At 71.8% G+C, this 21,956-nt stretch carries 24 protein-coding genes and 1 riboswitch; of the genes, 16 read left to right on the top strand and 8 right to left on the bottom strand.

Annotated features, from left to right (window positions below; genetic code table 11):
• Nucleotides 1–57 precede the first annotated feature (57 nt).
• From ACGWYJ_RS14505 to ACGWYJ_RS14495, 3 genes are all read left to right on the top strand, one after another.
• Nucleotides 58–2,898: a hypothetical protein gene (locus ACGWYJ_RS14505; protein ID WP_395106453.1), complete on the top strand. Its 2,841-nt coding sequence runs from the start codon at nt 58–60 to the stop codon at nt 2,896–2,898.
• Nucleotides 2,899–3,031: 133 nt separating this feature from the next.
• On the top strand, nt 3,032–4,534 hold the full coding sequence (locus tag ACGWYJ_RS14500) for a dihydrolipoyl dehydrogenase family protein (protein ID WP_395106452.1): 1,503 nt from the start codon (nt 3,032–3,034) through the stop codon (nt 4,532–4,534).
• Between the two features lie 32 nt (nt 4,535–4,566).
• On the top strand, nt 4,567–5,307 hold the full coding sequence (locus tag ACGWYJ_RS14495; RefSeq protein WP_395106451.1) for a hypothetical protein: 741 nt from the start codon (nt 4,567–4,569) through the stop codon (nt 5,305–5,307).
• 13 nt (nt 5,308–5,320) lie between these two features.
• Here the strand turns inward: ACGWYJ_RS14495 and ACGWYJ_RS14490 are convergent, their stop codons facing one another.
• Nucleotides 5,321–6,124, bottom strand: a complete 804-nt coding sequence (locus tag ACGWYJ_RS14490; protein ID WP_395106450.1) for a VOC family protein — start codon at nt 6,122–6,124, stop codon at nt 5,321–5,323.
• 246 nt (nt 6,125–6,370) lie between these two features.
• Here ACGWYJ_RS14490 and ACGWYJ_RS14485 point away from each other — a divergent pair, with 246 nt between their 5' ends.
• The gene (locus ACGWYJ_RS14485; RefSeq protein WP_395106449.1) at nt 6,371–6,604 is read left to right on the top strand and encodes a hypothetical protein; all 234 of its coding nucleotides are present in this window, start codon (nt 6,371–6,373) and stop codon (nt 6,602–6,604) included.
• 381 nt (nt 6,605–6,985) lie between these two features.
• Here the strand turns inward: ACGWYJ_RS14485 and ACGWYJ_RS14480 are convergent, their stop codons facing one another.
• A complete protein-coding gene (locus ACGWYJ_RS14480; RefSeq protein WP_285697091.1) occupies nt 6,986–7,309 on the bottom strand; it encodes an Lsr2 family protein in 324 nt (107 codons plus the stop codon).
• A 604-nt stretch (nt 7,310–7,913) separates the two neighbouring features.
• On the opposite strand from ACGWYJ_RS14480, the gene ACGWYJ_RS14475 reads away from it, so the two are divergent.
• Nucleotides 7,914–8,657 (top strand): ATP-binding cassette domain-containing protein, encoded by a 744-nt coding sequence (locus ACGWYJ_RS14475; protein ID WP_395106448.1) that lies wholly within the window; start codon nt 7,914–7,916, stop codon nt 8,655–8,657.
• Here ACGWYJ_RS14475 and ACGWYJ_RS14470 read toward each other — a convergent pair.
• From ACGWYJ_RS14470 to ACGWYJ_RS14450, 5 genes are all read right to left on the bottom strand, one after another.
• Nucleotides 8,601–8,921 carry a DMT family transporter gene (locus tag ACGWYJ_RS14470; RefSeq protein WP_395106447.1) on the bottom strand — a complete coding sequence of 107 codons (321 nt, stop codon included), beginning with the start codon at nt 8,919–8,921 and terminating at the stop codon, nt 8,601–8,603. The genes ACGWYJ_RS14475 and ACGWYJ_RS14470 overlap by 57 nt on opposite strands.
• Before the next feature lie 20 nt (nt 8,922–8,941).
• Nucleotides 8,942–9,008: riboswitch (guanidine-III (ykkC-III) riboswitch) on the bottom strand.
• A 151-nt stretch (nt 9,009–9,159) separates the two neighbouring features.
• A complete protein-coding gene (locus ACGWYJ_RS14465; protein ID WP_395106446.1) occupies nt 9,160–9,525 on the bottom strand; it encodes a hypothetical protein in 366 nt (121 codons plus the stop codon).
• 13 nt (nt 9,526–9,538) lie between these two features.
• The gene (locus ACGWYJ_RS14460) at nt 9,539–10,063 is read right to left on the bottom strand and encodes a hypothetical protein (RefSeq protein WP_395106445.1); all 525 of its coding nucleotides are present in this window, start codon (nt 10,061–10,063) and stop codon (nt 9,539–9,541) included.
• Nucleotides 10,064–10,198: 135 nt separating this feature from the next.
• Nucleotides 10,199–10,564 (bottom strand): hypothetical protein, encoded by a 366-nt coding sequence (locus ACGWYJ_RS14455; RefSeq protein ID WP_395106444.1) that lies wholly within the window; start codon nt 10,562–10,564, stop codon nt 10,199–10,201.
• Nucleotides 10,565–10,662: 98 nt separating this feature from the next.
• Complete coding sequence (locus ACGWYJ_RS14450) at nt 10,663–11,244, bottom strand: peroxidase-related enzyme (RefSeq protein ID WP_395106443.1); 582 nt, start codon at nt 11,242–11,244, stop codon at nt 10,663–10,665.
• A gap of 168 nt (nt 11,245–11,412) precedes the next feature.
• On the opposite strand from ACGWYJ_RS14450, the gene ACGWYJ_RS14445 reads away from it, so the two are divergent.
• The 6 genes from ACGWYJ_RS14445 (at nt 11,413) to ACGWYJ_RS14420 (ending at nt 16,757) form a co-directional block, all read left to right on the top strand.
• Complete coding sequence (locus ACGWYJ_RS14445; protein ID WP_395106442.1) at nt 11,413–12,546, top strand: acyl-CoA dehydrogenase family protein; 1,134 nt, start codon at nt 11,413–11,415, stop codon at nt 12,544–12,546.
• An 18-nt stretch (nt 12,547–12,564) separates the two neighbouring features.
• Nucleotides 12,565–13,014 (top strand): hypothetical protein, encoded by a 450-nt coding sequence (locus tag ACGWYJ_RS14440; protein ID WP_395106441.1) that lies wholly within the window; start codon nt 12,565–12,567, stop codon nt 13,012–13,014.
• Nucleotides 13,015–13,039: 25 nt separating this feature from the next.
• Nucleotides 13,040–13,483, top strand: coding sequence for an MmcQ/YjbR family DNA-binding protein (locus ACGWYJ_RS14435; protein WP_395106440.1), 444 nt, complete (start codon nt 13,040–13,042; stop codon nt 13,481–13,483).
• A gap of 333 nt (nt 13,484–13,816) precedes the next feature.
• Nucleotides 13,817–15,304, top strand: a complete 1,488-nt coding sequence (locus ACGWYJ_RS14430; protein WP_395106439.1) for a phytoene desaturase family protein — start codon at nt 13,817–13,819, stop codon at nt 15,302–15,304.
• Entirely contained in the window at nt 15,301–16,104 is an 804-nt protein-coding gene (locus tag ACGWYJ_RS14425; protein WP_395106438.1) for a fatty acid desaturase family protein, read from the top strand. The genes ACGWYJ_RS14430 and ACGWYJ_RS14425 overlap by 4 nt, the downstream gene beginning before the upstream one ends.
• Before the next feature lie 5 nt (nt 16,105–16,109).
• Nucleotides 16,110–16,757 (top strand): TetR/AcrR family transcriptional regulator, encoded by a 648-nt coding sequence (locus ACGWYJ_RS14420; RefSeq protein WP_395106437.1) that lies wholly within the window; start codon nt 16,110–16,112, stop codon nt 16,755–16,757.
• A gap of 27 nt (nt 16,758–16,784) precedes the next feature.
• Here ACGWYJ_RS14420 and ACGWYJ_RS14415 read toward each other — a convergent pair whose 3' ends face one another.
• Nucleotides 16,785–17,804, bottom strand: coding sequence for an LLM class flavin-dependent oxidoreductase (locus tag ACGWYJ_RS14415; protein WP_395106543.1), 1,020 nt, complete (start codon nt 17,802–17,804; stop codon nt 16,785–16,787).
• Nucleotides 17,805–17,907: 103 nt separating this feature from the next.
• Between ACGWYJ_RS14415 and ACGWYJ_RS14410 the strand changes: the two genes are divergently transcribed.
• The 5 genes from ACGWYJ_RS14410 to ACGWYJ_RS14390 all read left to right on the top strand — a co-directional run bounded on the left by ACGWYJ_RS14410 (nt 17,908) and on the right by ACGWYJ_RS14390 (nt 21,924).
• On the top strand, nt 17,908–18,888 hold the full coding sequence (locus tag ACGWYJ_RS14410) for a threonine/serine dehydratase (RefSeq protein WP_395106436.1): 981 nt from the start codon (nt 17,908–17,910) through the stop codon (nt 18,886–18,888).
• 50 nt (nt 18,889–18,938) lie between these two features.
• A complete protein-coding gene (gene lhgO, locus ACGWYJ_RS14405; RefSeq protein ID WP_395106435.1) occupies nt 18,939–20,150 on the top strand; it encodes an L-2-hydroxyglutarate oxidase in 1,212 nt (403 codons plus the stop codon).
• Nucleotides 20,151–20,221: 71 nt separating this feature from the next.
• Nucleotides 20,222–21,151: a GntR family transcriptional regulator YhfZ gene (gene yhfZ / locus ACGWYJ_RS14400; protein WP_395106434.1), complete on the top strand. Its 930-nt coding sequence runs from the start codon at nt 20,222–20,224 to the stop codon at nt 21,149–21,151.
• Between the two features lie 42 nt (nt 21,152–21,193).
• Nucleotides 21,194–21,571, top strand: coding sequence for a hypothetical protein (locus ACGWYJ_RS14395; protein ID WP_395106433.1), 378 nt, complete (start codon nt 21,194–21,196; stop codon nt 21,569–21,571).
• Entirely contained in the window at nt 21,568–21,924 is a 357-nt protein-coding gene (locus ACGWYJ_RS14390; RefSeq protein ID WP_395106432.1) for a DUF2620 family protein, read from the top strand. The genes ACGWYJ_RS14395 and ACGWYJ_RS14390 overlap by 4 nt, the downstream gene beginning before the upstream one ends.
• Nucleotides 21,925–21,956 lie beyond the last annotated feature (32 nt).

Here is a 21,956-nt window from a genome sequence, read left to right as displayed (position 1 = left end):
TAACAGGTCCGGCATACGTTGCGATGCGCTCAACCTCCCGGAACGTAAGGCGGTCCGTTGCCCCTCTTCACACGCCGCAGAAGACCCGCGCGGCTCCTCGCCGCGGTCTTCGCCATCGCCTGCGTGCCCGTCGTCATGACCGGTACCGCGTCCGCTGCCCCCGGCCCGGAGGTCGCCTCCGGGCCCCGATGGTCGGTCACCCGCGTGGCCGGCGGCTTCCGGGTCACGCTCGACCTCGGCAAGCCGCTCCCCATCACCGCGTCCGCGCCCACCCTGTCGGCCGACGGCAGGCTCCTGGGCCCGGCGACGGAGTCCGCGGACGGCACGTCGCTGTCGCTCGTCACCACGGACCCCACCGTGGCCGGCGCCCGTTCGATCACCACCGACGCCTTCGAGACGGCGGCCGACGCCGCGCCCGCGTCCCCGGCGCCCTCACAGCGCCAGGCCAAGCCCAAGGACAAGCCCGGGACGCTCGGGTCCGATCCCTCCGCCACCGGCCCGTACCGGGTGTCCGAGGCCGTCTACACCTTCGGCGACCAGGCGATCCCGCTGCTCAACATCGGCGGGATCCGCGGCGAGCTCACCGGCAAGATCTACCTGCCGGACGGCGGGGGCAAGAGGCCCGTCGTCATCTTCCTGCACGGCCGGCACGCGTCCTGCTACGGACCCGGCCCGTCCAACCCGGCGCGGTGGCCCTGCCGCACGTCCCCCGACAGCACGGCGGAGCGGTTCACCATCCCCAGCTACCTCGGCTATGACGCGCCCGCGCGGGCCCTGGCCAGCAACGGGTACGCCGTCGTCTCGATCTCGGCCAACGCCGTCAACGCCAACGACAACCAGCTCGCCGCCGACTACGGCGCCCAGGCGCGAGGGCAGCTGGTGCTGGACACCCTGTCGATGCTGAAGAAGGCCAACGCGGGCGACCCTGTCGTCCACCACGACGCCTTCACCGGACGGGACGTCACCCTGGGCGAGGCGCTCGACGGCCCCATCACCCCGCGCGACCTGGTCGGACGGTTCGACCTCGGCAATGTCGGGATCATGGGCCACTCCCGCGGTGGCGAGGGCGTCGTGGCCGCCGCCACGCTCAACGACGCGCTGCCCGTCTCCAAGCAGTTCGGCATCAGGGCGGTGCTGCCGCTCGCGCCCGTCGACTACGACCGGATCTCCCTGCCCAACACGGTGACGGCGACGATCCTGCCGTACTGCGACGGCGACGTGGAGAACCTGATGGGCCAGCACATCATCGACGACTCGCGGCACAACTTCCGCGACAGCGTGCTGCGCTCGGCGGTGCTGGTGATGGGCGCCAACCACAACTACTTCAACACGATCTGGACCCCGGGCGGCTGGCCCGCGAGCACCGGCGACGACTGGTCGTCGGCCAACAGCGACGACCCCACCTGCAACCCCGCGGCGGCCGGCACCACCAGGCTCACCGCGCCCCAGCAGGTCGAGGTCGGCACCGCCTACATGGCCGGGTTCTTCCGGCTGGTGCTGGGCGGCGAGCGGCGCTTCCAGCCGCTGCTGGACGGGTCCCGCGCGATCGCGCCCTCGGTCGCCGGGTTCGCCGACATCACCGTGGCCGCGAACCAGCCGAGCGAGTCGCGTGCCGACCTGGCCACCTTCGAGGCCCCCGATCCCGCCGTCCGGGCGTCCGGCGGCGTCACCGCCGAGGTGTGCGCCAGCATGGGCGGCCGGGGAGGCGTCACCGTCCCGCAGGACCTGCCGTTCTGCGCCACGACCCTTGACCAGGCGGCACTGCCGCACTGGTCACCGGCGCTGTGGGCGTTCAACATCCCCTCGTCCCCGATGCTGCGCATGAGGTGGACGTCGCCCGGCGGGCAGGTGCGCGTCACCGTCCCGCCGTCCAAGCGCAACATCGCCCGCTACGAGCGGTTGTCGGTGAAGATGGCCGCCGACGAGTCCGTCGCGAACGCGACCGACCTCACCGTCAGCGTCGTCGACGGCAAGGGACGCACCTGGTCCGCGCCGGTCTCCACGCTCAACCCCGCCGCCGTCACCAGGCTGCCCGGCACCACCCACCCCTGGCTGCGCAAGGTGATCCTGCAGCAGGTGACGATCCCGGTGTCCTCGCTGTCCGGGCTCAAGGTCACCGACATCCGCGAGGTGCGGTTCACGGCGGCCACGGGCTCCGGCGGCGTCTACCTCTCCGACCTCTCGGCCGAGAACCGGGGCGTCGGGGGACGGATGCCCGCCCGGCAGGCCACCGTCGACCTGGTGCGCGCCAACGTCGACGAGGGGTCCGGGGCGGGGACCGCCACGGTGGCGGCGGTGCTGTCCGAGAAGGTCGGCCACCCGGTCACCGCGTACGTGAGCGTGTTCGGCTCCGCCACCGGCAAGGCCGGGGTCACGATGCGGAAGGTGACCTTCGCCCCCGGGCAGGTCTGCGTGCCGGTGCCCGTCCCGACGCTCGGGGACGCGCTGCCCAGCGCCACGCCGTCCACCTCGTTCAAGACCTCGGTGACCAACACGTCGGGCGCGGTCATGGGCGATCGCGGGTTCAGCACGCTGACCGTCCGCGAGGACGACGGCGTCACCGGAGGCGCCCCGGCCCCCGAGGTCGGCGTCCCCGGGGACGTGTGCGCCGAGTACAAGGCGTCGCTGCACCCAGGCAAGCTGAAGGTCGGCGGCACCGTGGCCCCCGGGAAGACCGTCACGCTCAGCGCCAAGGGCTACCGGGCCGGTGAGAGCGTCGAGTTCCGCCTGGGAACGGCGTCGCTCGGACGGGCGGTCGCCGCCCGCGACGGCAAGGTCTCGTTCACCGCGACGATCCCGGCGGCCACGCCGGGCGGCGAGGCGACGCTGACCGCGACCGGAGCCGGTTCCGCCTACACCACCACGGCGAAGGTGAAGGTACGCGCGAACGTCCGGTAGCGGTAGCAGGAGTGGCCGTGGCCGGGGAGCCGGATCGCTCCCCGGCCACGATCGTGCCCAGTGGGCGGGTCTCCTTCGCAAGCGCTGGAGAGTCGCCGGTGACAGTGCCGCATCACTGGGCAAGGATGGACTGATGAACGCTTCGGTCGACCTCGACAGGTCCGAGTGGGACGTGATCGTCCTGGGCGGCGGCCCGGCCGGCGAGAACGCCGCCCAGTACGCCACGCAGTTCTCCGGGCTGGACGCCGTCATCGTGGAGGACGAGCTGCTCGGCGGCGAATGCTCGTATTGGGCGTGCATGCCGAGCAAGACGTTGCTGCGCCCGGTGGAGCTGCTCTCCAACGCGCGCGACCTGCCGGGCGTGCGCGAGCTCGTCGGCGACCGCGGGCTGGACGTCGGGGCGATCCTGGAGCACCGCGACCGGGTCGTGGACCATCTGGACGACTCCCGGCAGGTCGGGTGGGCCGAGGGCATCGGCGTCGGCGTGGTGCGCGGCAGGGGACGCCTCGACGGTGAACGGGCCGTGGTGGTGACGGGGCCGGACGGCGGCGAGCGGAGGCTGACGGCGCGGCACGCCGTCGTCCTCGGAACGGGGAGCCACCCCCGGATCCCGCCCGTCCCGGGTCTGCGGGAGGCGCGGCCGTGGACGTCCCGCGACGTCACCAACCTGCACGAGGTGCCGCAACGCGTCGTGGTGATCGGTGGGGGCGTGGTCGCGTGCGAGGCGGCCACCTGGCTGAGCGGCCTGGGCGTCTCCCGGGTCACGCTCGTCCATCGCGGCTCCCGGCTGCTGAGCAGGGTCGAGCCGTTCGCGGGCGAGCTGATCGCGGACGGGTTGCGCGAGCGGGGCGTCGACGTGCGCCTGGAGACCTCGGCGGCCTTCGTGCGGCGGCCCGAGGTCGCCGAGCCCGTCGAGGGCCATGTCCACGGCGGCGAGGTGACGGCGGACCTCTCGGACGGGAGCGCGGTGGTCGCGGACGAGATCGTCGTCGCGACCGGCCGCGCGCCCCGCACCGAGGACATCGGCCTGGAGACGGTCGGCCTGAAGGGTGGCGGCCCGGTCGAGGTCGACGACCACCTGACCGCGACCGGCGTCGAGGGCCGCTGGCTTTACGCCATCGGCGACGTCAACGGGCGCTCGGCCCTCACCCACATGGGCAAGTACCAGGGGCGGATCGCCGGGAGCGTGATCGCCGCGCGGGCGATGGGGAGCCCGCTGGAGGACAAGCCGTTCACACCGCACGAGGACCTCGCCGACCGCGGCGCCGTCCCGCAGGTGATCTTCACCGATCCCGAGATCGGCGCGGTCGGCCTGACCGAGGCCGAGGCCCGTAAGCAGGGCCTGGACGTGGAGACGGCCGAGTTCGACATGGCGAACCTGGCCGGCACCTTCGTCATGCGGGAGCACTACAAAGGGCGCGCCAAGCTTGTGCTGGACAGGTCGGCCGGCCTGGTGGTGGGCGCGACCTTCGCCGGTGGCGGCGCCGCCGAGCTGACCCATTCGGCCACGATGGCGGTCGTCGGGAAGATCCCGATCGCCGCGCTGTGGCACGCCGTGCCCAGCTTCCCCACCGTGAGCGAGGTCTGGCTCCGCCTGCTGGAGACCGTTGCCGCCGACCGCCACGGCTCGGCGTGACCGTCCGCTGTGAGCACCTCTGAGGGCGGGTCATGGGGGCCTGGTTCACGCGGGAGATCGTCGATACCGGGCGGCTGCGGCTGCTGGTCTTCCTGATCGCCTTCATCGCGGCGTTCGTGTTCATCCGGTTCAGCGTGCGGATGATCCGGCGCGGCGTGCGGTGGTGGCCCGGCGACATCGCGCCGGGCGGCCACCACATCCACCATGTGGTGTTCGGGCTGGGGCTGATGTGCGTGGGCGGCGTCGGAGGGCTGCTGCCCCGCGACGACACCTCCGCCATGGCCGCGGCGCTGGCGGGCGTGTTCGGGGCCGGGACCGCCCTGGTCCTGGACGAGTTCGCGCTCGTCCTCCACCTGCAGGACGTCTACTGGTCCGAGCAGGGACGGCTGTCGGTCGAGGTGGTCTTCATCGCCATCGCCCTGTGCGGCCTGGCGCTGCTGGGACTGCGGCCGCTGGGCATCGGGGACGAGCGGGGCGAGACGCTGGCCACGTGGGGGAGCGTGGTGACCCTGCTGTTCAACCTGGTCGCCACGCTGTTCGCACTGGCCAAGGGCAAGCTGTGGACGGGTGTCATCGGCGTGTTCATCGGCCTGGTCGCCCTCGTGGGCGCGGTCCGGCTGGCCCGTCCCGGCTCGCCCTGGGCCCGCCGCCGCTACGACGAGCACAAGCTGGCGCGCGCCGCCGCCCGCGACCGCCGGCTGCGGCAGCCCGTGCAGCGCGTCGGCTCCGCGCTCGCCGACCTGATCGCGGGCCGTCCGACCCAGGGGCGCTGAGGCCCGGGATCGCTCAGGCGCGCGGGGGGATCTCGGCGGGGTCCGGGGTCATGACGGCCAGCCGCGCGCCGATCGGATCGGTCATGACCGCGTACCGGCCGGCGGGGATGTCGGCCGGGCCGTACAGGATCCGCGCGCCCAGGTCGGCGGCGCGGCCGGCGGCGTCGTCGCAGTCGGCGACCTGGAAGTACGGGATCCAGTGGGGTGGAACGTCCCGCGGCCACCGTTCGTTCATCCGCACCATGCCGGCCAGCGGCCTGTCCTCGCCGAGCAGGAACTTGGTGTAGTCGCTGCCGGAGTGCTCGACGTCGATGCTCTTCCAGCCGAAGACCTCGTTGTAGAACCGGCGGGCCTGCTCGGTGTCGCGGCAGGCCAGCTCCACCCAGCACATCGCCGACGGCTCGTCCACCACGCCGGCGCCGGCCAGGTTGTACGAGGTCCACAGCGCGAAGTCGGCGCCCTCCGGGTCGCTGCACAGCGCCATGTGCCCCAGGTTGGCGAGGTCGGTGGGCGGTGCCAGCTCCCGGCCTCCGGCCCCCTTGACGGTCTCCATCGTCGCCTGGATGTCATCGCTGCGGAAATAGCACATCCACGACGGCGGCTGGGTGTCGTCGGCGAGCGGATGCATCCCGGCGACCTCTGGTCCCTGGATGCCGCCGAGGGTGAACATCTCGCGGTCCCCGAAGTCGGGGACGGTCATCGTGTACGTGTCCCATCCGAACAGGCCCGTATAGAACTCCTTGGACCGCTGGGTGTCGGGGGAGTGCAGGTCGACCCAGGAAGGCCACCCGGGCGCATGGGATGTCACTTCGGGCATGACCGGTCTCCACGGGGTTGTGCGGGAATGGGTGTCTGCCCGCCACGCTATGGAGGCTCCGGCAAACCGAGCGGCGCGGAAGGTCAATGGAATCTTTTGGACATGTCCAAACCTGCGCTAGGCACGGAGCCCCCAGGTTCGCGCGAGGTCACGAACGGCCACCCCGGGACACGAGGCCCTGCGAGACCATCGCGGAGAAGGCACCGCCAGGAAAGCCTCGGCCGCCCGGCCGGCGACCTGCCGAGCGTGGTCGACACCGGGTGCGCGCTGCGGGTGCCGTACGCCATGACGTCCTCACGCCCGGACCGGGTGACCTGCCTGCCATGCCGCGAGTACGCGTGCGACGAGCATGTGCGCCTCACCGAATGGGTCGAGCGCCTCGGGACCATGCCCGGATCCGCCATCGAACCCGATCAGGCCAGACAGGCCGTTCGAACCCACCGCGACCTGGCGGCCCGGTTCACCACGGAACCAGGCTGATTCCCGCTGCCCTGACTTCGCTTGCGGACGCGGGCGCCCGTGGTGACCCAGAGGGTTCGTGTGGGTGGTGGCGTTTGAGGGCGTGCTGGGTTTTAGGCGAGTTCGTCCCTGAGCGGGGTGTGATGCGAACGCCTGGGCGGGGGACGACGGCAAATCGCCGTATTGCGGTGGCGATTATGCCTGTTGATCTATCCGGATGTGCGTTCCGGCGGTGCCCGGCCGGGGAGAACCGCCGGGCGCCACTACCTTCGGGAGCGGTTCGGTGATCGTCGGGGATGTGCGAAAGTGACGCCGCCCCCGCGGCACAGGCTGATTGCACACGCGGTGAGGGTGATGAGCCGTTCCGGCACGGGTGTTCCCTGGCGTCACCAAGACGCCGGGTTAATGCGCGGCCTCGTATTTCTCGAGCACGTTGGCCGGGATGCGGCCGCGGTCGTTGACCGGGATTCCCATCGACTTGGCCCAGGCGCGGATGTCGGCGCTGCGCTCGCGGGTGCCGGCCGCGCGAGTCGCGGTTTTCCGGCCCGCGGGACGCGCCTTACGCGCCTTCTGCTGATAGACGGCCAGCGCCTTGCGCAGCTCCTCCGCGTTCTTCGCGCTCAGGTCGATCTCGTAGTTCCGGCCGTCGATCCCGAACGTCACGGTCTCCTCGGCCACACCGCCGTCCAGATCGTCGACCAGGAGAACTTGAACCTGCTGTGCCATGAACGCGCGTCCTTCCCGTCGTTCGCCGACCTTAGTTCGGGAATGATAATAGCTGATCGAATGCCATGATGCCGGAATTGGGTGGCGGATGTCCAGGGGGCGAAAGGGCCATGCCACCTTCTGGTGCGGGTCGGTACCGCCCGGCATTCGGCTCTGCGGAAAAAACCTAGTCCGCCGAACAGTCCGCGCGCTCCCCGTCCGCGGCTCCAATGGTCCAGGTCAGCGCCGATTCCGCCGTACCTCGCGTTGTCCATTCGGGCGGGTCCGCGCGCTCCCCGCCATCCGGGGCGGCCCAATGCCGGTGAAGCGGTCATATTTGTGGTGATGCGGATGCGTTGAGCGGTTTCCCGCTGCGACGCCCCCGCGTCCCGCCTTGCGCCGGATCACCGCACGGTCCCCGCCGCCGCGCGCTCCCGAACAGTGGGCTCTGCGGATCGTGGGTAGCATGGGGCATATGTATCGAGGTGTTGCCTCCCTGAGGCTCCGCCGCCGCTCCTGACGGCGCGGCGCCGAGCCTCCGTTTCTCGTGTGCCCGCCGTCCCGGTGGTCATGCCGGGCGGCTTTTTCGTGCTGCCCGGCTCCGGAGCGAGCTGTGGAGCGCACTGTGGGGGCATTTCCCTCGAACGGCCTGCCCGAGTCGGGCCGGTCGATACGACGACTTCTTTCTGAACTGAGCACGGCCGGACGCCTTCCGGCCGGAACGAGCGCGCACATCCGCGCCCGTGGCATCGGCGTGGTCCTCGGCGGGTGTCCGGTCCTGTCCGAGGTCGACGTGACGGTCTCCCACCGATCGCGGATGGCCGTCGTGGGCGAGAACGGCGGGGGCAAGACGACGCTGCTGCGCGTCCTGTCCGGCGATCTGGTCCCCGACAAGGGCCGGGTGGAGCGTGCCGGAACGGCGGGCCCGGTCCACCAGTCGCTGGGCGTCCATGCCGGGGAGACCGTGGGCACGCTGGTCGCCGAGTCGGTCCGCCTTCCGCGCCTCGCCCTGCGTGCGCTGGACGCCGCCACCGCCGCCCTGCCCGTCCAGAGAATGTCCCAGGGGCAGCGGCGCCGCCTGCATCTCGCCCTCTGCCTGGCCGAACGGCCCGACCTGCTGATCCTGGACGAGCCGACGAACCACCTGTCGTCGCCGCTCGTCGACGAGCTCACCGCCGCGCTGCGCGGCACGCCGGCCGCCGTCGTCGTCGCGACGCACGACCGGCAGATGCTCGCCGACCTGGCGTCCTGGCCGTCGCTGAGCATCGCGGCGGTGCCCGGGACCGGCCTCAGCGCTGACCCATGCCATCGTTCAGTGGCCGCCCGCCAGGTGGAGCCCGACGACGCCGCACAGGATGAGCACGATTGAGGCGATCTTCAACGCGGACGTGCTCTCGCCCAGGACGACCATGCCGAGCGTCGCGGTGCCCACGGCGCCGATGCCCGTCCAGACGGCGTAGGCGGTGCCGATGTCGAGGCGTTTGAGCGCGAGCGCGAGCAGCCCGAAGCTGGCGACGGCGGAGACCGCGAAGCCCACGGACGGCAGGGGCGCGGTGAACCCGTCGCTGAGTTTGAGCGAGTACGCCATGACGACCTCGAACAGGCCGGCGGCGATGATCAGGATCCAGGCCATGACGGCTCCCTTCGAGCTCAGGAGCGTCGTCTTTGCAGGCCGGGTACGGCGCGTCTCGTCCGGGCGGACCCGGGAGCGGGCCCGCGTCGGCTATAACGGCCGGGCCTCCCCCGAGGATTCCCGCCCCTTCCGCTTCGGGGACGTACGCCGCACGGTGTAGGGGGAATGGCCGGTCCCCGATCGACGCGGACGGGCCATCGCGATCCCGCGCCGTACGGGGTGCGCCGAGCGTGAAGGCTTATCGATCGTTGCTTCTTTGGGGGTTCTCCAGCCGGAAGAAGTTGCTCGGCGAGCCGTCCTTCGAGTGCTCCTGATAGATGAAGTTGAGCTTGCGCTCGTCGAAGGTGCGGAACCAGTCGTCCCAGTCGATGTGCACGAGGCCCTCGCCGCCGTATCCGGGGAAGTCGAGCAGCAGCCGTCCCGGCCTGCCGCCGCGGTCGCTGCCGGGCACGGTGGCGGGCCTGGCGCCCCGCTCCTCGGCCCAGCGGCGGATCACCTCGTGATCGGTGGTCACCAGGCTGCGGCCGGGCCGCTCCTCGTGCTGGTCCGGCGAGGTCACGTGCTGCTGGTACGGGTGCTCGCCCTGGATCGGGTGCTCGGACATCGATCATCGTCCCTTATCGCTTGGCGGGTCCCTTCGTGAGCCCTCTGCCCCGAAACAAGCGATCCAATCGACCCCGGTGCCCGGGCCGGCGGGGCCGCTCCGGTGCGAGGCTGCCGGCCACGACGATGCCGTAAAGGATGTGGTCGAGCGCCACGACGGCCCGCCACAGGACGCCGTGCTCACGCGCGTACCGGACCCCGAGGACGGGCGCGATGACGATCTCGAAGCCCGCCCAGATCGCCAGCCCGTAGGCGGGTCCCGTCAGCGGGTGCGTGCGCAGCCTCCGCGGAAGCGCGCCGAAGGCGGCGCCGCCGGCCGCGCCGTAGGTCCAGTGCGCGAGCTCGGTCACCGCCTCCTGGTAACGCTTCGGCAGCCGCCGCACGGACGGGGCGTGCTTCTCCACGATCGCCTCGGGCGGGGTCCGCTCATGGGGTCCCACCGCCGCCGTCACCGTACGGATGCCCGTCATCGCCATGGCGGCGACCAGTCCTCGCGCTCCGCCCCGGACGACGGTCCACCGGCCCATCCCCGGACTCATGGGGCACCTCCCACGTCGGGTCTGGACACCCTTCCCCGTCCGGGCCGACGCATGCGGTGTTCATGGGCGAGGACCTGATCGATCCTGACGCCGTCCCCGTTCGCGGACGGCGTCAGGATCGGGGACCTGATCCGCTCATGGGCGGTTCAGCACGCGGACGATGAGCTGGGCGACGATCAGGTAGAGCAGCGCGGCCAGGCCGTAGTTGAGCACGACGCCGAGCTTGGCGTCGTCGGGGGTGAAGACGTCGCCGAGGCCGAGGACCAGGACCTTGGCCAGGTTGTAGATCCCGTTGACGAAGCCGTTGTCCTGGTTGGCCTCGAAGACGACGAACAGCATGTGCAGCAGGAAGACCGCCACGACGAAGCCGGAGACCAGGTGGATCACGCTGGCCACGGCCCGGCCGCCGTCACGCCGGGGATAGCCGCCGCCTTGCCGGTACGGGTCGCCGCCCTGGTACGGGGGTGGGGGTCCTTGGCTATAGGGGGGTGGAGGTGCCATGGCTACGCATTGTAGGGCGACGCGCCCTGAACGCCGCCGCTTGTCTGCTTTTTCGCTATCGGCCGCTCCTGCGCGCTCACCGCGCCGGAACACGCATGTCACGACGTGTTTCGCCGCCGGTCCCGTCCCATCGTGAAGAACTCCGGATTCGGTCGTAGCGCGGTCAGATGGGCCAGCCGGTTCGACATCGCGAACAGCGCGGTGATCGCGCCGACGTCCCAGATCTCGTCGTCGGTGAGCCCGGCCGCGCGGGCGGCGGCGAGGTCGTCCTCGCCGAACAGCTCGGGCCTGCGGGCCAGGGCGAGCGCGAGATCGACGATGGCCCGGCCCCGCTCGTCCAGCTCCGCGCGCCACGGGTTGGTGGCGACCCGGTCGGCCAGCTCCGGGTCCTTGGTGCGCACGCGCAGGATGGCGCCGTGCGCCACGACGCAGTACGTGCAGTGGTTGGCGCCGGAGGTGGCGACCACCACCAGCTCCCGTTCGGCCTTGCTCAGCCCACCGGAGCGGTCCATCAGCGCGTCGTGGTAGTCGAGGAAGGCCCGTAGCTCGGCGGGCCGGTGGCCCAGCGCCCGGAAGACGTTGGGCACGAACCCGGACCTCTCCGCGATCGCCCCGATGCGCTCGCGCAGGTCGTCCGGCAGTTCCTCCAGTTCCACCACGCCGAACCGGCTATCGGCCACGATTCCTCCTTGGTAGGACGGCGGTCTCCTCCACGCTCTCCGGTGAAAGAGCCGGTGTCCACGGGGCCGGCGGCGGCTCGATGGGTTCCGTGTGAGGGAAATCGGCTACCGGATCGTCGGCATCGTCGGGGTACGGTGCCCGCAGGCGGCCATCGACGGGAGAGCGTCATGAGGAGCCGGTTTCTGGAGGCGGTCCGTTCCCGGCGCGCGAGCTTCGAGGAGGCGGCCGTCCCGGCCGAAGAGGCGCGCACACTGCCGGCCGACATGGTCAAGCTGATGCGCGACCTGCGGCTGTTCTGGCTCAAGACGCCGCGCGAGCTGGGCGGCGACGAGCTGGATCCGCTGGAGTTCTGCGAGGTGCTGGAGCAGCTCGCCTACTACGACGCGTCCGTGGCCTGGGCCGCCATGGTGGGGAACGGGACCACCGGAACGGTCGCCGGGTGGCTGCCGGACGAGGGCCTGCGCGAGGTCTTCCCCGGCACCGGGACGGACCTGCCGATCTGCGCCGGGCAGTTCAGCTCCCGAGGCCGGGCCGTCCCGGTGGACGGGGGTCATGTCGTGTCGGGCCGGTGGGGCTTCGGCAGCGGGATCAACCACGCCGACTGGGTCGTCGGAGGCTGCGTCGTCGAGGGCGGGGCGGGCGCCGAGATCCTCGCCGTCGTGCCGAAGGGCGAGGCGACCCTGCACGACACCTGGCACGTGGCCGGTCTCCAGGGCACGGGCAGCTACGACTTCTCGATGACGGAGGTGTTCGTCCCCGCCGGTCGCGTCATCGAGGGACTCGGGACGCCGGGCCTGCGCGGCGGCGACCTGTTCAGGCCGCCGCCGTTGATGTTCGTGTCGAACGAGCTGAGCCCGGTGGCGGTCGGCATCGCCCGGCGCGCCATCGACGACATGTACGACCTGGCGCGCGCCGCCACGCGCAGGACGGGCGGCGTGCCCGTCGGCGAGCGCGCCGCGTTCCAGAAGGACATGGGCCGGGCCGAGGCACGGCTGCGCGCGGTCCAGGTCCTCTACCGGGACGCGGTGGCACGGGTCTGGGACGCCGCCCGGACGGAGTCCGGATTGGACGACGCCCTCGTGGCCCGCACGTTCGCGCAGCACACCTACGTCGTCGAGGAATGCACGGACCTGGTGTCCCGCATCTTTCGCTACGGCGGAGGCCGGGTCCTCGCGCTGTCCCACCCGATGCAGCGCCATCTGCGCAACCTGAGCGCGGCGATGCAGCACATCTACATCACGGACGAGAACTACGAGCTGGCGGGCAAGGCGGGACTCGATTCCCGTCCCTCCTCGCCATGACCCCGCGAAGACGCCGGCATGACGATCCTCCCTCCGACGTGGCTGGTCATCGAGCCGGACGGCGACCTGATCGTCTCCCCGGCCGGCACCTGGACGCCCGGCGAGTTCGGCCCCATCGTGACCATCGGCGTCGTCGGCCCGGTCCGCCTCGTCGCGCCCGACCCGTCCGCGTTCCCGCCCGGCAACCCGACCGCCGTCAGGATGGCGTCCATCCTCGCGGACCGCGCGCTCGACGACCTCCGGCTGGCCGGGACGGTCGGGGTCGCGGAGTTCGAGACCGACCCCGAGACCGGGGAGCCGCGCGCGAAGGAGCCGATGTCGGACGCCTGCCTCTGGTTCCTTGAGGCGGCCTGCAGAAAGATGACATCGGGGCACCTGCCCAGACATCGGCGAGCCGATCTGTCCGACGCGCTGAGGGAAGCCCGGATCGACGCGCACGACCACTGGAAACGGGCCTCCTCCACCTAGCGCGCCGCCGCGTACGCTGAGGCCCATGCCCGAGGACGAGAGCCGGCCCGCGCGGGTCGAGGACGTGCACGAGATCGCCTTGGCCATGCCGCATGTGACCGTCTACCCGGGTACCGAGGACAAGCCGGTCTACCAGGTGGGCGGGAAGTCGTTCGTCTTCTTCCGCAATCCGCGGCCGGACGCGGTCGATCCCGAGACCGGCGAGCGCTATCGGGACGTCATCGTGTTCTGGGTCCCGTCCGAAGGGGACAAGCAGGCGCTCGTCCAGGACGAGACGTCGCCGTTCTTCACCACCCCGCATTTCGACGGCCACCGGTCGGTGCTGCTGCGGGCCTCCCGCATCGGCGAGCTCACCCGCGGGGAGCTGGCGGAGGTCATCCAGGACGCGTGGCTGTCGCGGGCGTCGGCCCGCCGCGCCCGCGCCTGGCTCGACGAGCACCCTCCGGCTACCCGGCCAGGAACTCCGTGATCGCCGACAGGGCGCGTTGGGGCTGGTCGGCCTGGACGACATGGCCGCAGTCGTCGATCAGCTCGACCCGGCTGCCCGCGATGCGCCCGCCGAAGTCCTCCGCGTAGGCGGCGGGCGTGGTCGCGCCGGATGATGTCCGTCAGCGTGCCCCGCGTCCCCGACCCCGGGATCCGGATCGGCGGATGCGGCTGCTGGATCGGCCGTGGCCAGATGTTGACCTCTTGACGGACGGCCGTGGGCGCGCGGAGATTTGAACACATGTTCAGAACACACGTTCAAGAAGCGGGGACACTCCCCGGCGGCCGGGCACGAGGGCCTTCGCCGCGGTTCCCGGTGTCGTGTCAGGTGGCGGTGCTCGGCGGCGGTCTCGCCGGGATGGCGACGGCGGCGCGGCTCCAGGCGGCGAGCCTGTCCACGGCGGTGATCGAGGCGCACGGCCACGTCGGCGGCTGCGCGGGCTACTACCGCCAGCGCGGGTTCTCGTTCGACGTGGGCGCCACGACGATGGTCGACTTCGAGCAAGGAGGGGTGGGGGCCGAACTCCTCGACAGCGTGGGGATGGACCCCGTCCCCGGCGAGCCGCTTCCCGGCTATGTCGCCTGGCTTCCCGACCGCGACGTCACCCTCTACCGCGACACCCGGGCGTGGCATCGCGAACGGCTGCGCGCGCTTGGAGACACCCCACGGCACAGGGCCTTCTGGGCACGGCTCGACCGCATCGCCCAGGTGTTCTGGGACGCGAGCCGCGCCGGTGTCCGGCTGCCCCTGCGGCGCCCGTCCGATGCCGTGCACAACATCAAGGCGCTAGGGCCGCGCAACCTTCCCCTCGTCCGGTACGTGAACGCCACGCTCGGCGATGTCCTCGCCCGGCATGGCCTGCGCGGGGACGCCCCGCTGGTGGGCCTGCTGTCGATGCTGGTGGAGGACACCGTGCACAGCACGGTCGACAAGGCCCCGCTCATCAACGCGGCCCTCGGCGTGACCATTCGCGGTGCCGGGCTCACCCGGGCGGTGGGCGGCATGCGCGGCTTCTGGCGTCCGTTCACCGCGCACTACCGACGGATGGGCGGGCAGTTGCGCGTGGGCTGCCAGGCGGAGCGCGTGCACGGCCAAGCCGGGGCGTTCGAGGTCCATACGCGGCGCGGGATCGTCCATGCGGAGCAGGTCGTCAGCGCACTACCCGCAGCGACGACGGCGAGTGTCGTCCCCGCCTTGGCGGGGCGGCTCCGGCCCTACCTCGAACGGGACGAGCACGACCTGGGCGGCGCGATCGTCGTGTTCCTCGGCGTACCGGAGGAGCAGGTCGCGAACCAGGAGTTCACCCACCACCAGCTCTTGCAGTCCTATGGGCGTCCACTGGGCGACGGCAACAACATGTTCGTCTCGGTCTCCGCCCCCGGGGACACCGAAAGCGCCCCACCGGGACACCGCGCCGTGATGATCTCCACGCACACGGAGCTGCACGCCTGGGAGGGGTTGCCGGACGCCCAGTACGAGAAGCGCAAACGAGAGATGGGGGAACGCCTCGTGGGACTGGCGCGCCGCGCGTACCCGGACCTCGGTGAACGGGCCGTGGTGTGGGAGGTGGGCACGCCCCGCTCGTACGAGCGCTTCGCGTTCCGGCCACGCGGTGCGGTCGGCGGCGCGCGGCAGACTCCCGCCAACGCCAACCAGAACGCCATCCCGCATTCGCTGGGTGTGCCCGGCCTGTGGCTTGTGGGCGACTCGACCTGGCCCGGGTTGGGCACGGTCGCGTGCGCGCTCGGCAGCCGCATCGTGGCGGAGGACGTCCTCGAAACGGCACGGAAGGTCATGCGATGAAGGGCGCGGCGGCCGTCCCCGGCATCCCCAGGCTCACCGATCTCGGCACCGATCTGCTGGTGACCAGCCGCGGGCGCCGGGTGTTCGCGCTCACCCTGCCCTACCTCGGCGTCGCGGTCTTCGCGTCCGCCATGGCGCTGGGCTGGTGGTGGGCGACGCCACTGATCGCGTTCGGCATCTTCGTCGCGGTGGTGACGGCCACCCACGATGTCGTGCACCGCTCGCTGGGGCTCGGCCGTACCGCGACGGAATGGGCGTTGTTCCTGCTTGGCGCCGTACTACTGGAGAGCGGGCACGCCTACCGCGCCACGCACCTCCAGCACCACCGGACGTTCCCGAGCAAGGACGACCCCGAGGGCCACCCCGCGGACCTGAGCATGCTCGGCGCGATCCTGTACGGCCCGGTGTTCCTCGCACGGCTGTGGTGGTGGGCGTGCCGCAGGGCTTCTGGCAGGCAGCGGGCCTGGCTCCTGGCCGAGGCGGCGCTGCCGTTCGCGGCGGCCGGAGCGGGCGCGCTGCTTTGGCATGGGCTGCTCGTCTACGCCACGATGATGATCGTGGGCAGCTGGGTCTACCCGCTGCTGACCGTCCACCTGCCGCACCGCCACTACGGGGAGGATCCGCTGACGCAGACGCACACCCTGCGCGGCCATGTCGTCCCCCGGCTGTTCCTGGAGCTGACCTACCACCTGGAGCACCACCTCTATCCCCAGGTGCCGAGCCATAATCTGGCCAGGCTGGCGCAACGGCTCGACCCCTTCCTCGACGAGGCCGGCGTCCGTCCGCGGAGAGTGATCTGACCCCGATGCCCCCGTCCAGACCCCGCCCCCGTTCCCGGCGCGAGGAGGCTCGGGAACGGCTCCTGCACGCGGCCATCCGCACCCTCGCCACCGAGGGGTACGGCGGGACGACCGCGCGCTCCATCGCCCGCACCGGAGGGTTCGCGCCGGGCGTCATCTACTACCACTTCGAGAACCTGGAAGACCTGCTCCTGGCCGCGCTGCGCTACACCAGCCGGCAGCGGATGGCCGCGTACCAGGAGGCGCTGGGGTCCTGCGCCGGCGCCGCCGAGCTGCTCGACCGGCTGCGCGACCTGTACGCCGAGGACATGCGGGAGGACGGGCACATCGCGGCCGTGCAGGAGCTGTTCACCGCCGCGGCCACCTCCCCGAGGCTGCGCGAGGAACTGCTCGCGCACATCGGGCCGTGGTCGGAGTTCGCCGCCGCGGCCTTCCGCCGGCTGGCCGCCGGGACCGCGCTGGAGGAGGTGGTGCCGTCCGCCCAGCTCGGCTCGATCGCGGTCGCGACCTTCCTCGGCCTCCAGACCCTGACCCACCTGGACGGCGACCGCTCCCGCGTCGAGGAGCTGTTCGAGGTCGCCAAACCCGCCGCGACCCTCTGGGACGGCCTTACGGGAAGGGCCTCGTCTCAGCCGGACGCGGACGAAGCCTGAGGCCCGTTCCCTGGTCGGGTCGTGCGATCAGCGCCAGCCGAGCTCGGGCGCCACGTGCGTGAGGATGCTCTCCAGGACGTGCGCGTTGTAGTCCACGCCCAGCTGGTTGGGGACCGTGAGCAGGAGCGTGTCGGCGGCCTGGATCGCCTCGTCCTCGGCGAGCTGCTTGACCAGCACGTCGGGCTCGGCCGCGTACGAGCGCCCGAAGATCGCCCGGGTGTTCTCGTCGATCATCCCGATGTGGTCGCCGGTGTCGGCGTTGCCGAAGTAGGCGCGGTCCAGGTCGCTGGTCAGCGCGAAGATGCTGCGGCTCACCGACACGCGCGGCTCCCGCTCGTGCCCGGCCTCCCGCCACGCCTCCCGGTACGCCTCGATCTGCTTGCGCTGCTGGATGTGCAGCGGCTCCCCCGACTCGTCGTCCTTGAGCGTGGAGCTTTGCAGGTTCATGCCGAGCTTGGCCGCCCACACGCTGGTGGCGTTGGAGCCGGAACCCCACCAGATGCGCTCGCGCAGCCCTTCGGAGTGCGGCTCCAGGCGCAGCGGACCGGGCGGGTTGGGGAACATCGGCCGGGGGTTCGGCTCGGCGAAGCCCTGGCCCCGCAGCACCGCCAGCAGCACCTCGGTGTGCCTGCGCGCCATGTCGGCGTCGCTCTCGCCCTCGGCGGGCTCGTATCCGAAGTACCGCCACCCGTCGATCACCTGTTCCGGCGAGCCACGGCTGATCCCCAGTTGCAGCCGCCCTCCGGAGATCAGATCGGCGGCCCCGGCGTCCTCGGCGAAGTACATCGGGTTCTCGTACCGCATGTCGATCACGGCGGTGCCGATCTCGATCCGCGAGGTCTTCGCGCCGATCGCCGCCAGCAGGGGGAACGGCGACGCCAGTTGCCGGGCGAAGTGGTGAACGCGGAAGTAGGCCCCGTCGGCGCCCAGTTCCTCCGCGGCCACGGCGAGATCGATCGACTGGGACAGCGCGTCCGCGGCCGATCGCGTCCGCGAGCCCGCCCCGGTGCTCCAGTGGCCGAACGAGAGAAACCCGATCTTCTTCATACCGGGTTCAACCATGGCGTCCCCGCCCCGATTCCAGCCCTGCCCACGTCGGTCCCTGATTTCCGATGGCCCCGGACGCCCGTGATGGGTAGGTTGTCGCGTCGTGCTGAAGACCCGTCTCGACCTCGACCGGATTCGCGCCGCCCGCCGCGTGATCGACCCGGTGTTCCTCGACACGCCGCTGTTCCCGTGCGACGCCCTGGGACGGGCCCTCGGCTGCGCGGTGAGCGTGAAGCTGGAGACGGCGAACCCGGTCCGCAGCTTCAAGGCCCGCGGCACCGAGCTCGTCACCGGCCTGCTGAAGGACCGGGGCCAGACGGCCGCCGTGTGCGCCAGCGCCGGAAACCTCGGCTGGGCGCTCGCCTGGTCCGGCCGCCGCCGTGGCCTGGACGTGACGGTCGTGGCCTCCCACCGGGCACCCGCCGCCAAGCTCGACCGGATCCGCGCCTTGGACACGGCACTGGAACTGGTCGACGGCGACTTCGAGGCGGCCAGGGAACGGGCGGCCGACATCGCCCGGCGGCGCGGCATCCGGCTGGTGGAGGACAGCCTCGACCTCGAGACCTGCGAGGGGGCGGCGACCATCGGCCTCGAACTGGCGCGGGAGGCGCCCTCCCGCGGCGGGGAGCCCGGCTTCGACGCCGTTCTGATCGCCCTGGGCGGCGGCGCCATGGCGACCGGCGTGGGGCACGTCCTGAAGGAGCTGGCCCCCGGAGTCGAGGTGATCTGCGTGCAGCCCCAGGGCGCGCCCGCGATGACCCTTTCCTGGCGGGAGCGCCGGGTCGTCAGCACCGCATCCGCCGACACCATCGCCGACGGCGTCGCCGGTCGCCACCCCATCCCCGAGGTGCTGGACGACCTTCTCCAGGTGGCCGACGACACCGTTCTGGTCCGCGAGGAGTCCATCGTGGCGGGCATGCGGATGCTGCTGGAACACGCGGGTCTCGTCGTCGAGCCCTCGGCGGCCCTCGGCGTGGCGGCCGTCCTGGAGGACCCCGCCCGCTTCGCCGGCCGGCACGTGGTCACGATCATCTGTGGCGGCAACGTCAACCTGGACGACTACCACCGCTGGGTCCGCCCCTGACCCCTGACCGCGGAGCCCGCTCGTCAAGCCGAGCTGTACGTTACGGCGGTATGGCGAACGGGAAGCGCGCGGCGGTCATCGGCGGCGGCATCATCGGGGTGTCGGTCGCGCGCCGCCTCGCGCGCGAGGCGGGCGATGTCGAGGTCACCCTCTTCGAGAAAGAGGACCGGCTGGCCGCCCACCAGACGGGACACAACAGCGGCGTGGTGCACGCGGGCCTCTACTACGAGCCGGGAAGCCTCAAGGCCGCCCTGTGCCGGCGAGGAGTGGAGCTGCTGCGCGAGGCCGTCCGCGACCACGGGGTGCCGTACGAGGAGTGCGGCAAGATCGTCGTCGCGCTGGACGAGAAGGAGGCGTCCCGCCTCACGGCCATCCACGCCCGCGCCGTCGCCAACGGCGTCCCCGGCGTCCGGCTGATCGGCGGCGACGAGATCGCCGGGATCGAGCCGCACGCGCGGGGGGTCCTGGCCCTGCACTCGCCGCGTACCGCGATCGTCGACTACGTGGCCCTCACGAACGCGCTGGCGGAGGACCTCCGCGCCGCCGGTGGTGAGGTCCGGCTGGGCCAGGAGGTGACCGGCCTGGAGCAACGCGGGGGAGCGGTCCGCCTCACCACGGGGTCCGGCACCGAGGAGTTCGCTCTCGTGATCGCCTGCGCCGGGCTCGGCTCCGACCGGCTGGCGCACGTGGCCGGGGAACCCCGCGAGCCCCGGATCGTGCCGTTCTACGGCGACTACCTCCTGATGGACCCGAGCGCGAGCCACCTGGTGAACGGGCTCATCTATCCCGTCCCCGACCCCCGCTACCCGTTCCTGGGCGTCCACCTCACCAAGCGGCTCGACGGCACCGTCATGATCGGCCCCAATGCCTTCCTGTCGCTGGGCCGGGAGTCGTACGAAGGGCGGCGGTTCGTCCCGCGCGACGTGCGCGAGGTCCTCGGATTCCCCGGGTTCTGGCGGTTCGCGGCCCGCAACCTGCCGGCGGCGGCCCGCGAGGCGCGCACCGCCCTGGACCCGAGGCGGTTCGTCACGGAGGCCCGCAAGTACGTCCCCGCCCTCACCGGCGACGCCGTCACCCGCGGCCCGAGGGGGATCCGCGCGCAGGCCATGGACGGCCGCGGCGCCCTGGTCGACGACTTCGTCATCTCCGGGACCGGGCACATCGTCCACGTGCGGAACGCGCCGTCGCCCGGCGCGACGTCGGCGCTCGCCATCGCCGAGCACATCGTGAGGGAGGCCGTCCGGCGCCGCTCCTGGGCGTAACCGCACGTCATCCGCGTGTTCGTCCGGAACTCGCACTTGTCTTTGTACAGAATCCTGGTTATTGTTCCGGCATGTTGGACGCACGGTTCCTGACCAGGAACGGGATGGTCGCCAGGCGGCTGGCGGCCGAGCTGCTCAACCAGCGAGTGGACTCCCGGTTGCCCAGGATCCGCGACTACGCGGAGCGGCTCGGCGTCGGCAACGGCACGGTGCAGGCGGCCCTGCAACTGCTGGAGAACACCGGCGCCCTCCGGACGGAGGCGCGCGGCCACCTCGGCACCTACCTGCGTGAGGTCGACCGTGCCGATCTGTGGAGGCTCGCCGGCCTCGGCACGATGCTCGCCGCGATGCCGCTTCCCTACTCGCGCCGGTACGAGGGCCTGGCGACGGGGCTGAGGGCGGCGTTCGAGGAGGCCGAGATCCCGTTCGCGCTGACGTTCATGCGCGGCGCGCAGGCGCGGCTCGACGCGCTGATGTCGGGCAAGGTCGACCTGATCGTGGTGTCGCGGCTGGCGTTCGACGCGTTCGGCGAGGGCTCCCGCCTCTCCCAGCTCGCCGACCTCGGCCCGCGCACGTACGTCGGCGCGCACGGCGTGCTGCTGCGGGCCGGGGCGGCGCTGGACGACCCGGGGCTGGCCGTGGCGGTCGACACCAGCTCCGCCGACCAGCAGGAGCTGACCCGGCTGGTCTTCGCGGACCGGCCCGTCAGGTACGTTGAAACGTCGTATATGCAGCTCAGCGAGCTGTTCCGGCGGGGCGAGGTGGACGCCTCGGTGTGGAACCTGGACGAGGTCCACCAGCACATCGCGGCGGACCTCACCACGATCCCGCTCGACGAGGCGGCCCGCGGGCACCTCGGGGACCGCAACTCCAGCGCGGTGCTGGCCGTCCGCGCCGACGACTCCCCGGCCGTGGAGGCCGTGCGCGGCCGGCTGTCGGCCGACCTCGTGACCCGCACGCAGCAGGACGTCCTGACCGGCGACCGGCTGCCTTCGTACTGACGCCCCACCGACCCTTACCGAACCGTCCTGAGGAGAGCCGCCATGGATCCGCTGCTTGAGGAGCGCCTGGCCATCTTCGAACGGACCGGGCAGGTCTCGCCCGAGATCTGCCGGTTCGTTCGGGACGAGCTGGAGGCGCTCGCCGCGGCCGGCGGAGAGATCACCGAGGAGAGCGCCGGAACGCTGACCAGCCACCTCCTGATGGCCCTCCAGCGCGCCCGCGACGGCGAGGCGCTGACCGACTTCCCGGCGGACGACACCGTCCGGGCGGAACTGGCCGGGCATCCGCGGGCGATGGAGCAGGCGGCGGCCCTCGCCGGCCGGGCCCGCTCCGCGCTGGGCGCCGACCTGCCCGAGCAGGAGGTCCGTTTCCTGGCCCTTCATCTGGCCGTGCTGCGACAACGAGAGGCGACACGATGACGAAGATCCTGGTGGGCGGCGTCGGCAAGGTGGACGTGGCCAAACGGCTGAAGGATCTCGGCGGCTTCGAGGTGGTCGTGACCACCGACATGGACGCCGCCACCCGGCTGATGACCGGTCAGGCCGACTACTACATCGGAACGTGCCACACCGGGGCCGGGGGCTCCCTGGGCGTGCTCGTCGGGCTGCTCGGCGCAGCCAAGTGCCACACCTTCGGCCGAGGCCAGGCCACCGCGGCCGAAGCCGAGACCGCCGTCGCCGAGGGCAAGATCGCCTTCGGCTGCTCGATCGACCAGGTCGACCAGGTCGTCCCCGTCCTGGCCGGCGCCATCCAGCGCCGGCACGGCGGGTGACCGGGCCGTCCTGACCTGAACCCCTCGGAGGC

Origin of the sequence: Actinomadura sp. SCN-SB (assembly GCF_043906805.1) — a bacterium.
GTDB lineage: Bacteria > Actinomycetota > Actinomycetes > Streptosporangiales > Streptosporangiaceae > Spirillospora.
The sequence above is the reverse complement of the archived record's forward strand: the minus strand, read 5'-3'. Positions and strand labels throughout refer to the sequence as shown.

Coding starts and splice junctions, on each gene's coding strand:
- ACGWYJ_RS14500 (WP_395106452.1), top strand. CDS start 3,032: ATGAACGCTTCGGTCGACCTCGACAGGTCCGAGTGGGACGTGATCGTC.
- ACGWYJ_RS14495 (WP_395106451.1), top strand. CDS start 4,567: ATGGGGGCCTGGTTCACGCGGGAGATCGTCGATACCGGGCGGCTGCGG.
- ACGWYJ_RS14490 (WP_395106450.1), bottom strand. CDS start 6,124: ATGCCCGAAGTGACATCCCATGCGCCCGGGTGGCCTTCCTGGGTCGAC.
- ACGWYJ_RS14480 (WP_285697091.1), bottom strand. CDS start 7,309: ATGGCACAGCAGGTTCAAGTTCTCCTGGTCGACGATCTGGACGGCGGT.
- ACGWYJ_RS14470 (WP_395106447.1), bottom strand. CDS start 8,921: ATGGCCTGGATCCTGATCATCGCCGCCGGCCTGTTCGAGGTCGTCATG.
- ACGWYJ_RS14465 (WP_395106446.1), bottom strand. CDS start 9,525: ATGTCCGAGCACCCGATCCAGGGCGAGCACCCGTACCAGCAGCACGTG.
- ACGWYJ_RS14460 (WP_395106445.1), bottom strand. CDS start 10,063: ATGAGTCCGGGGATGGGCCGGTGGACCGTCGTCCGGGGCGGAGCGCGA.
- ACGWYJ_RS14455 (WP_395106444.1), bottom strand. CDS start 10,564: ATGGCACCTCCACCCCCCTATAGCCAAGGACCCCCACCCCCGTACCAG.
- ACGWYJ_RS14445 (WP_395106442.1), top strand. CDS start 11,413: ATGAGGAGCCGGTTTCTGGAGGCGGTCCGTTCCCGGCGCGCGAGCTTC.
- ACGWYJ_RS14440 (WP_395106441.1), top strand. CDS start 12,565: ATGACGATCCTCCCTCCGACGTGGCTGGTCATCGAGCCGGACGGCGAC.
- ACGWYJ_RS14435 (WP_395106440.1), top strand. CDS start 13,040: ATGCCCGAGGACGAGAGCCGGCCCGCGCGGGTCGAGGACGTGCACGAG.
- ACGWYJ_RS14425 (WP_395106438.1), top strand. CDS start 15,301: ATGAAGGGCGCGGCGGCCGTCCCCGGCATCCCCAGGCTCACCGATCTC.
- ACGWYJ_RS14420 (WP_395106437.1), top strand. CDS start 16,110: ATGCCCCCGTCCAGACCCCGCCCCCGTTCCCGGCGCGAGGAGGCTCGG.
- ACGWYJ_RS14415 (WP_395106543.1), bottom strand. CDS start 17,804: ATGAAGAAGATCGGGTTTCTCTCGTTCGGCCACTGGAGCACCGGGGCG.
- lhgO (WP_395106435.1), top strand. CDS start 18,939: ATGGCGAACGGGAAGCGCGCGGCGGTCATCGGCGGCGGCATCATCGGG.
- yhfZ (WP_395106434.1), top strand. CDS start 20,222: ATGTTGGACGCACGGTTCCTGACCAGGAACGGGATGGTCGCCAGGCGG.
- ACGWYJ_RS14395 (WP_395106433.1), top strand. CDS start 21,194: ATGGATCCGCTGCTTGAGGAGCGCCTGGCCATCTTCGAACGGACCGGG.
- ACGWYJ_RS14390 (WP_395106432.1), top strand. CDS start 21,568: ATGACGAAGATCCTGGTGGGCGGCGTCGGCAAGGTGGACGTGGCCAAA.